7 protein-coding genes and 1 pseudogene are annotated in these 8,343 nt (G+C 69.5%); 4 read left to right on the top strand and 4 right to left on the bottom strand.

The window, feature by feature from the left end:
• The 4 genes from ACOJUF_RS16295 to ACOJUF_RS16280 form a co-directional block, all read right to left on the bottom strand.
• The coding region (locus ACOJUF_RS16295; RefSeq protein WP_420122877.1) for an ATP-binding cassette domain-containing protein at positions 1–285 on the bottom strand (285 nt) is incomplete at its 3' end.
• A gap of 46 nt (positions 286–331) precedes the next feature.
• Positions 332–1,285, bottom strand: coding sequence for a sugar ABC transporter permease (locus ACOJUF_RS16290; protein WP_420122876.1), 954 nt, complete (start codon positions 1,283–1,285; stop codon positions 332–334).
• On the bottom strand, positions 1,282–2,877 hold the full coding sequence (locus ACOJUF_RS16285) for an ABC transporter permease subunit (RefSeq protein WP_420122875.1): 1,596 nt from the start codon (positions 2,875–2,877) through the stop codon (positions 1,282–1,284). The genes ACOJUF_RS16290 and ACOJUF_RS16285 overlap by 4 nt, the downstream gene beginning before the upstream one ends.
• A 34-nt stretch (positions 2,878–2,911) precedes the next feature.
• Entirely contained in the window at positions 2,912–4,246 is a 1,335-nt protein-coding gene (locus ACOJUF_RS16280) for a sugar ABC transporter substrate-binding protein (RefSeq protein WP_420122874.1), read from the bottom strand.
• A gap of 374 nt (positions 4,247–4,620) precedes the next feature.
• Between ACOJUF_RS16280 and ACOJUF_RS16275 the strand changes: the two genes are divergently transcribed.
• From ACOJUF_RS16275 to ACOJUF_RS16260, 4 genes and pseudogenes are all read left to right on the top strand, one after another.
• Positions 4,621–5,214, top strand: a complete 594-nt coding sequence (locus ACOJUF_RS16275) for a Rieske (2Fe-2S) protein (RefSeq protein WP_420122873.1) — start codon at positions 4,621–4,623, stop codon at positions 5,212–5,214.
• A 67-nt stretch (positions 5,215–5,281) separates the two neighbouring features.
• Positions 5,282–6,040 (top strand): annotated as a pseudogene (locus ACOJUF_RS16270) (response regulator transcription factor).
• Positions 6,018–7,616, top strand: coding sequence for a sensor histidine kinase (locus ACOJUF_RS16265; protein WP_420122872.1), 1,599 nt, complete (start codon positions 6,018–6,020; stop codon positions 7,614–7,616). The pseudogene ACOJUF_RS16270 and the gene ACOJUF_RS16265 overlap by 23 nt, the downstream one beginning before the upstream one ends.
• Positions 7,617–7,749: 133 nt before the next feature.
• Positions 7,750–8,250 (top strand): VOC family protein, encoded by a 501-nt coding sequence (locus ACOJUF_RS16260; RefSeq protein WP_420122871.1) that lies wholly within the window; start codon positions 7,750–7,752, stop codon positions 8,248–8,250.
• Positions 8,251–8,343: the final 93 nt, after the last annotated feature.

Genomic DNA, 8,343 nt, shown 5'->3' with positions numbered 1-8,343 from the left:
GTCCCGGACGCTCATGTGCGGGTAGAGCGCGTAGGACTGGAACACCATGGCGATGTCCCGGCCCTGCGGGTCGACGTCGTTCACCCGCCGGCCGCCGATCAGCAGGTCGCCGGTGGAGATGTCCTCCAGGCCGGCCACCATCCGCAGCGCCGTGGACTTGCCGCAGCCGGACGGGCCGACGAGCACCAGGAACTCGCCGTCGGCAATGTCGATGCTCAGATCCTTGACCGCATGGAAACCGTTCTCGTACAGCTTGTTGATCTTGTCGAGTACCACCGGGGCCATCGGGTTCTCCTACCTCGGGTCTGTCGGGGGTGCGGGCCGGACGGGGTCAGCCCTTGACCGCGCCGGCGGTCAGGCCGGTGGTCAGCGAGCGCTGGGTGATCGCGAAGACGATGAGCATCGGGACCGCCGCCATCAGCCCGCCGGCGGCCATCAACCCCCACTGCTGCAGCAGCGGGTTGGAGACCAGGCCGTTCAGACCGACCGCCAAGGTCGTGTTGTCCGGGTCGGGCAGGATCTGCTGGGCCATCGGCAGCTCGTTGAAGGTCGCGGTGAAGCTGACGAAGAAGACCACCACCAGGATCGGCAGGGCCAACCGCATGATCAGCCCGAAGAAGATCTTGACGTGGCCCGCGCCGTCGATCCGCGCCGACTCGTCGATGTCGACCGGGATGGTGTCGAAGTAGCCCTTCATCAGGAAGGTGTTCACCCCGAGGGCACCACCCAGGTAGACCAGCAGCAGGCCCCAGATGCTGCGCAGCCCGAACATCGGGAAGACGTCGCCGATCGCCTGCAGCAGGATGAAGATGGCGGTCAGCGCGAGCACGGCCGGGAACATCTGCACCAGCATCAGCAGGAGCAGGCCCATCCGGCGACCCTTGAACCGCAGCCGGCTGAACGCGAAGGCCGCGGCTGCACCCATGAGCAGGGCCAGGAACGAGTTGAGCGTCGCCAGGACCACCGTGTTGCGGAACCACACGGCGAACGGCCACTGGTCGCTGGTCAGGATCGTGGTGAAGTTGTCGAGCGAGAAGGTGCTGGGGATCAGGCAACTCAGCGCGCCCAGGCCGGTCTTGCTGGGCGGGCAGGCGGCGGTGAGGGTGTTGCCGCCGGAGAACGCCAGGGTGATGACGTAGAGCACCGGGAAGAGCGCCCAGATCACCATGATGATGGCGACGATGTGCCGCCAACCGACGATGCGCATCCAGCGCCCGAACGGCATCTTGTCGGCCTTGAGCTTCTTGTCCGTGGCCGGCGCCTCGGTGGACGTGTCCGCGGTCATCGTCCGATCTCCTCAAGTTTGCGGGTGAGCCGGAAGCCGTAGGCCGAGACCGATCCGACGATGACGAAGATCAGCATCGCGATCGCGGAGGCCAGACCCATCTGCTGGCTGGCCGGGGTGAAGGCGACCCGCAGGGTGTAGTTGATCAGCAGGTCGGTCGCCCCACCGTTGATCGTCGAACCGGAGAACGGGCCACCGCCGGTCAGCATCTGGATCAGCGTGTAATTGTTGAAGTTGAACGCGAAGGTCGTGACCAGCAGCGGCGCGGTGGCCACCAGCAGCAGCGGCAGGACGACCGTCCGGAACGCGTGCCGGCTGGACGCGCCGTCCACGAACGCCGCTTCCTTCAGGTCGGCCGGAACCGACGTGAGCGCGCCGGAGCAGACCAGGAAGAAGTACGGGAAACCGAGCCACAGGTTGACCATGAGGACCGAGAACTTGGCCAGCCATTGGTCGTTCAGCCAGGGGACGGCCGTCCCGAGGATCTGGTTGATGATGCCGAAGTCCTGGTTGAGCATGCCCTGCCAGACCAGCGCGGTCAGGATGACCGGCAATCCGTACGGGATGATCAGGATCACCCGGTAGATGCCCTTTCCGCGCATTCGGCGTTCCTGCAGGATCAGCGCCAGGGCCAGGCCGAGCGAGAAGTTCAGCAGCGTGGTGAGGATGGCGAACGCAAAGGTCCACAGCAGGATCGGCAGGAACGCCGACCGGATGGTCGGGTCGGTGAACAGCTTGACGTAGTTGTCGACCCCGACGCCGACGGTCCATCCCGGATTGAGGCTCTGCCCGCTGGCCGAGTTGACGAAGGCGCCGTCCTCGTTGTTGGCCGGGTACACCTCATTGGTCTGGGTGTTGATCATGGCGTCCTGGGCCTCGTCGTAGGTGAACCCCGACTTCGCCTCCCGGGCCCGGGTGATCGAGATCGCCCGCAGGTAGGTGCCCTGCTCGGCGTTGATCGGCGGGTTCAGGGCGTCCCATTGCGCTTTCAGGTCGGGGTTGCCGGACAGGCCGGCCAGGTTCAGGCTCTGGTAACCGGAGACCCCCGTCACCCGCTCGCCGTCCCGCTGCACGTCGCCGGGCGGCACGTCGGTGAATCCCTCGTTGGTGCCGATCCGCACGTTGCCGGTGGTCGGATCGGTGACCAGCATGGACACCGTGCCGTCCTGCTCGATCGGCACGACCGCGTACTCCTGGCCACCCTCGACCGGCACGACGTTGCTGGCCTGGATCGCCACGATCGCGGCGTCCTTGTCGTCGAAATGCCCGGTGCCGTAATTGGTGAAGGACAGGTAGCCGGTGAAGAACATCGTGAACAGCTGATAGACGACCAGGAAGACCAGGCCGGGAATCAGGTACTTCAGGGGAAGGTTTCCCTTGGTGAAGTAGATCGCATTGACCGCGATCAGCACGATCGCGAAGAAGACGACGGCCGGCCACCACCCGGCGGTCCAGGCCTGCGCCAGGCACCAGATCAGCAGGGCGTCGATCAGGCCCACCAGGATGATCTTGATGAGCATGTTGCCGGCGCCCGGCGGGCGGGAGGCCGGAGCCTCCCGCCCGTCCTGGACGGCCGCAGCGGTGTCGGTCATGTGACCGCCGTTCCTCTCTTCGGCCCGTTCGTGGTCAGTTCAGGCTGGCGTTGCGCTGATTGATCGAGTTCGCGGCGTTCGTCATCGTCGTCGTCGGGTCGGCGCCACCGGCCACCTGGAACTCGGCCAGGCCCCAGTCCTCGAACACGTTCGCCATCTGCGGGATGGACGGCATCGGGATGCCCTGCTGGCCGTACTCGCCGAAGGCCTTGACGATCGGGTCGGCCGCGGCCTTCTCGAACGATTCCTTCCATGCCGGCGGGCGCGGGTCGACCGCGAACATGGCGTCCATGAACTGGGTGGTCTGCACCTCGTCGGACAGGAAGGTGGAGGCCAGCACCGGGTTCTTGGCGTTGTTCGGCTGGAAGAACGCCCGGACGCCGATGAACGGCTGGGACTTGTACTGGCTGCCTTCCCAGCTCGGGATCGCGCAGACCATCAGGTTGTCGCCGAGCGCCGCCTCGGCGTCCGGGATCGCCCAGGGTCCGGTGATCCAGTACGGCGACTTACCGGTGTTGAAGGCCTCCTTGGCGATGTCGAAGCTGACGTTCGCGCCGAAGATCCCCTTCTGGGTCAGCTGCTGCAGGCGGGTGGCCGCGGCGATCGCGCCCTCGCCACCGATGCCCATGTCCTTGGCGTCGTAGGTGCCGTCCGCGTTCTGCTTGAACGCGTAGCCCCCGTCGGCGCTGAACAGCGGCTGCCAGTGGTAGCCGTCACCGGTCGCCCCGATCTGCATGGCGATGCCCAGCCCGGACTGCACCGTGCCGGCCGCGATCAGGGCCTCGGCGTTGGACACCGCCTCGTCCAGGGTGGACGGGCAGGTCGGCGACAGCGCCTTGTTGGTCAGCAGGGCCACGTTCTCCATCGCCCACGGCACGCCCATCGTCGCGCCGTTGTAGGTGACGCCCTGCACGGCGGCCTGGATGAACTTGTCGGTGTTGGCGCCCAGGTCGACCGGCGCCAGGATGCCGTTCTGCTGGAAGCGACCGATCTGGTCGTGCGGGCCCTCGAAGACGTCCGGCACGTCGCCGGTGCTGTTGCCCTGGATCAGCGCGTTCTGCAACTCGGTGCCGCCGTTGAAGTTGCGCACCACGCAGGTGACACCGTTCTCCGCGGCCCACTTCTCGCACAGCGGCGTGATGGCCTTGGACGTGTTGGCCGAGTTGTCGGCCCACACGGTCAGGGTGGAGGCGCTGTTCCCGCCCCCGGCCCCGGCCCCGGCCGATCCGCTGGCCGCGGCGGACCCGCCGGCCGATCCGGACGCCGCGGACGAGGCCGCGGCACTGGTGGTCGATGACGAACTGCTGCCGCTGCTACACGCGCTGAGCGCGAGCGGGACGACGGCCAGCGCGAGGCCGACCTTGAGCATTCGACGCATTCTGTGCCCCTCTGCACTGAGATGGTTCGGCCGATGGACGGACCGCAGCCGGGACCACCCCATGGGGTGACCCGACATGTGTGAACGTTGTGCCTGCGATCACAAACCCGTGTGCGGCCCGGCGCAACTCGACCGAAAGCACGCTGCGAACTCGATTTAGCAGCCGGTTGCGACCGAACGGGGAGCGAAAACCACGGCTCACCTGCACGATTGATGCTGAACCGAGTTAGCACGCCTCACCCGGCGCCGGTCGGGCCGTGACGACGGCCGTTGCCAAATTGTGATCTGCCCTTTGCCTGGGCGTGGCCCGTTCGGGAAGTGCGCGGACTCTTTGAACCTTCACAGGTCCGTGGGCGAGTATCCGGGTGAAGATCACGATCCGCCGCATCGACGCCGCCGACCTGGAGGAGACGACCGTGTCATCCGAGCCCGCCCGCGCCCTGCCCCGCCGAACCCTGCTCGCCGTGTCCGGGACCGCCGTCCTGGCCACCGCGGCCGCCTGCTCCTCGGGCAGCGGTTCGCCCACGACGACGGCCGGCCCGACCACGTCCGCCGCCGGCGCGTCACCCACGTCCGCCGGATCCTCGGCCGCCTCGTCGGCGGCGTCCTCGGCGTCATCGGCGGCGTCGTCGGCGCCCGCGGCCGGCAGCTCGGCCGCCTCGAGCGAGGCCGCGCCGACCGGAACCCCGGTGGCCTCGGTGGCCGACGTGCAGGCGGCCGGCGCGGTGGTCGTCGAGGCGTCGAGCGGCCCGCTGCTGCTCGCCTATGCCGACGGGACGGTCGTGGCCCACACGGCCGTCTGCACCCACCAGCAGTGCACGATCGCGGCGAGCGGGCTGTGCCCGTGCCACCAGTCCCAGTTCAACGTGACCACTGGCGCGGTGGAGAAGGGCCCGGCACTGCGCCCGCTGGCCCAGGAGAACGTCACCGTCAGCGGCGGCCAGGTCTACCTGGCCTGATCTGCCCACAGGAAGCGCACAGGCCGGGCTGAGGGTCGTCACACAGCCGGCGCCCAGGATGGTGGACATGACCGCACCGAGCCCTCTGTCCAGCACCGCTGTCCCGGCCGAGCGGGCCGCCCTGCGCGGACCGGACGGGCGACCCATCCGGGTGCTGGTGGTGGACGACTAGCAGGCCCTGTCCGAGCTGGTCGGGCTGGCCCTGGGGTACGAGGGCTGGGAGGTGCGCACGGCCGGCGACGGCATGTCGGCGATCGCCGCCGCCCGGGAGTTCCGGCCCGACCTGGTCGTCCTGGACGTGATGCTGCCGGACGTCGACGGGCTGGAGGTGCTGCGCCGGCTCCGCGCCGACATCGAGCGGATGCCGGTGCTGTTCCTCACCGCCAAGGACGACGTCAGCGACCGCATCGCCGGCCTGACCGCCGGCGGCGACGACTACGTCACCAAGCCGTTCTCCATCGAGGACCTGGTGCTGCGGTTGCGGGCGCTGCTGCGCCGGTCGCATCTGGCGCTGACCACCGACTCCTCCACCATCGTCGTCGGCGACCTCGTGCTCGACGAGGACTCACGCGAGGTGCGGCGCGGTGACGACCTGATCAACCTGACCGCCACCGAGTTCGAGCTGCTGCGCTTCCTGATGCGCAACCCCAAGCGGGTCATGTCCAAGGCCCAGATCCTGGACCGGGTCTGGAACTACGACTTCGGTGGTCAGGCCAATATCGTGGAGCTGTACATCTCGTACCTGCGGAAGAAGATCGACGCCGGCCGGGAACCGATGATCCACACCATGAGGGGTTTCGGTTATGTCCTCAAGCCGGCCACCTGACGGACCGCCCTCCGCGGTCGGCGTCGGGCTGGACGATCCGGCCGCCGGCGAGCACGCCACCCAGCCCATCCGGGTGGCCCCGGTGGAGCCGCCGGATCGCTACCCCCGGCGGCGGTCCCGGTTCCGCCCGCGGGCGCCGCTGACCCTGCGCACCAAGCTGGTCGCCGGCATCATGGCGCTCATCGTCGGGGTCTGCGCGGTGGTCGGGGTGACCACCGAGATCTTCCTGTCCCGGTACCTGACCAAGCAGCTGGACACCCAGCTGATGCAGGCCAACCAGGCCGCGACCGGCGGCCCCGACGGGCCGCGCTTCCTCTCCGAGCCGTGCGGCTTCGGCCTGCGGTCGGGCGGCGGGTTCGGCCCGCCCAGCGTGACCGGCTACATCCGCGGCGGCGCCGTGGTCAGCGCCTCGACCAGCGACTACAAGGACGGCTGCCAACCCGCCGGCACCGAGTTGGAGAGCGCCCTGCTGACCGTCCCGACGTCCGGGGCGCCGCAGACCGTCGCCCTGCCCGGGCTGGAGGGCAGCTACCGGGTGGTGGCCACGACCCGCAACGGGATCACCGTGGTCAGCGGGCTGTCCACCGCCCAGGTCGACGGCTCGCTGGTCCAGGTGGCCCTGATCCTGCTCGTGGTGACCGGCGTCGCCCTGGTCGCCGGCGCCTTCGCGGTCTTCTGGATCGTCCGGCGGTCCCTGCGGCCGCTCGACCGGGTGGCCGCCACCGCGCGCCAGGTCACGACCCTGCGACTGGATCGCGGCGAGGTGGATCTGGGCGTGCGCGTCCCGGAGAAGGACACCGACACCCGCACGGAGGTGGGTCAGGTCGGATCCGCACTCAACCAGATGCTGCGGCACGTCTCGGGCGCGCTCAAGGCCCGGCAGGAGTCCGAGACCCGGGTGCGGCAGTTCGTCGCCGACGCCTCCCATGAGCTGCGGACGCCACTGGCCTCGATCCGCGGCTACGCCGAACTGGCCCGCCGGGACGGGCGGGACGCCGAGACCGTCAGCCACGCGCTGCGGCGCGTGGAGTCCGAGTCGGCGCGGATGTCGACCCTGGTCGAGGACCTGTTGCTGCTGGCCCGGCTGGACTCGGGACGGCCGCTCTCGGCCGACGAGGTCGACCTGAGCATGCTGATCATCGACGCGGTGTCCGACGCCCGGGTCGCCGGACCGACCCACCGCTGGCAGCTGGACCTGCCGGCGGAACCGGTCGCGGTCACCGGGGACGGGGCGCGCCTGCACCAGGTGCTGGCCAACCTGCTGACCAATGCTCGCACCCACACCCCGGCCGGCACGCTGGTCTCCTGCGGCCTGCGCACGGAGGCCGGCCCGCACGGTCAGGTCGCGGTGATCCGGGTGACCGACGACGGGCCCGGCATCCCGGCCGGACTGCAGCCGACGATCTTCGGGCGGTTCGTCCGCGGCGACTCGTCCCGGTCCCGAGCGGCCGGCTCGACCGGCCTCGGCCTGGCCATCGTCTCGGCAGTCGTCGGCGCCCACGGCGGCACCGTGGGGGTGGAGAGCCGGCCCGGGCGCACCGTCTTCACCGTGCGCCTGCCCGGCGCGACCGGCTGAGCGCGCGTCGACTCGCCAGAGAGGCAGCTTCCGGGCGGCCTGAGCCTGCATCTCCGTCGAGTCGACGGGACCATACTGGCCACGGGCGATCGGCCGGACCGGCCGGCTCGCCTCCGACGGGAGGGCAGTGGTGATGAGCGGTGCCGCGGACCGGCAGAGCGTCGAGGAACGGCGGACGGCGCTGCGCGAGCAGTACCTCCGGCCGCCCGGAGAGCGGCCGGCGTCGACCGCCCGGGGCCTGCACCACACGGCGCTGCTGGCCGGTGACGTGGAGCGGACGATCCGGTTCTACCAGGGCGTCCTGGAGTTCCCGCTCACCGAACTGATCGAGAACCGGGACTACGCCGGCTCCTCGCACTTCTTCTTCGACATCGGCAACGGCAACCTGATCGCCTTCTTCGACTTCCCCGGCCTGGATCTCGGGCCGTACCAGGAGGTGCTGGGCGGCCTGCACCACCTGGCCATCAGCGTCGCGCCGGACAAGTGGGAACGGTTGCGCGGCAAGCTCACCGAGGCCGGTGTCGAGGTCGTCGAGCACAGCGGCGTCTCGTTGTACTTCCGCGATCCGGACGGCGCCCGCATCGAGCTGATCGCCGACCCGCTCGGCGAGATGTACGGCACCAAGGTCACGTGACCGCACCGGCGGACGGCGCTCCCGTCATCTTCTTCCCCGACCAGGCCTCGTTCGAGGAGTGGCTCGAGGAGCACGTCGACGACCACGCCGGCG

Source organism: Nakamurella sp., assembly GCF_048594475.1.
Taxonomy (GTDB): domain Bacteria; phylum Actinomycetota; class Actinomycetes; order Mycobacteriales; family Nakamurellaceae; genus Nakamurella.
Note: the sequence above shows the minus strand (reverse complement) of the source record. Positions and strands in the feature narration are given on the sequence as shown.

What these genes read in the sequence shown, in the direction of transcription:
- ACOJUF_RS16290 (WP_420122876.1), bottom strand. Translation starts at nt 1,285, where the DNA reads ATGACCGCGGACACGTCCACCGAGGCGCCGGCCACGGACAAGAAGCTC.
- ACOJUF_RS16285 (WP_420122875.1), bottom strand. Translation starts at nt 2,877, where the DNA reads ATGACCGACACCGCTGCGGCCGTCCAGGACGGGCGGGAGGCTCCGGCC.
- ACOJUF_RS16280 (WP_420122874.1), bottom strand. Translation starts at nt 4,246, where the DNA reads ATGCTCAAGGTCGGCCTCGCGCTGGCCGTCGTCCCGCTCGCGCTCAGC.
- ACOJUF_RS16265 (WP_420122872.1), top strand. Translation starts at nt 6,018, where the DNA reads ATGTCCTCAAGCCGGCCACCTGACGGACCGCCCTCCGCGGTCGGCGTC.
- ACOJUF_RS16260 (WP_420122871.1), top strand. Translation starts at nt 7,750, where the DNA reads ATGAGCGGTGCCGCGGACCGGCAGAGCGTCGAGGAACGGCGGACGGCG.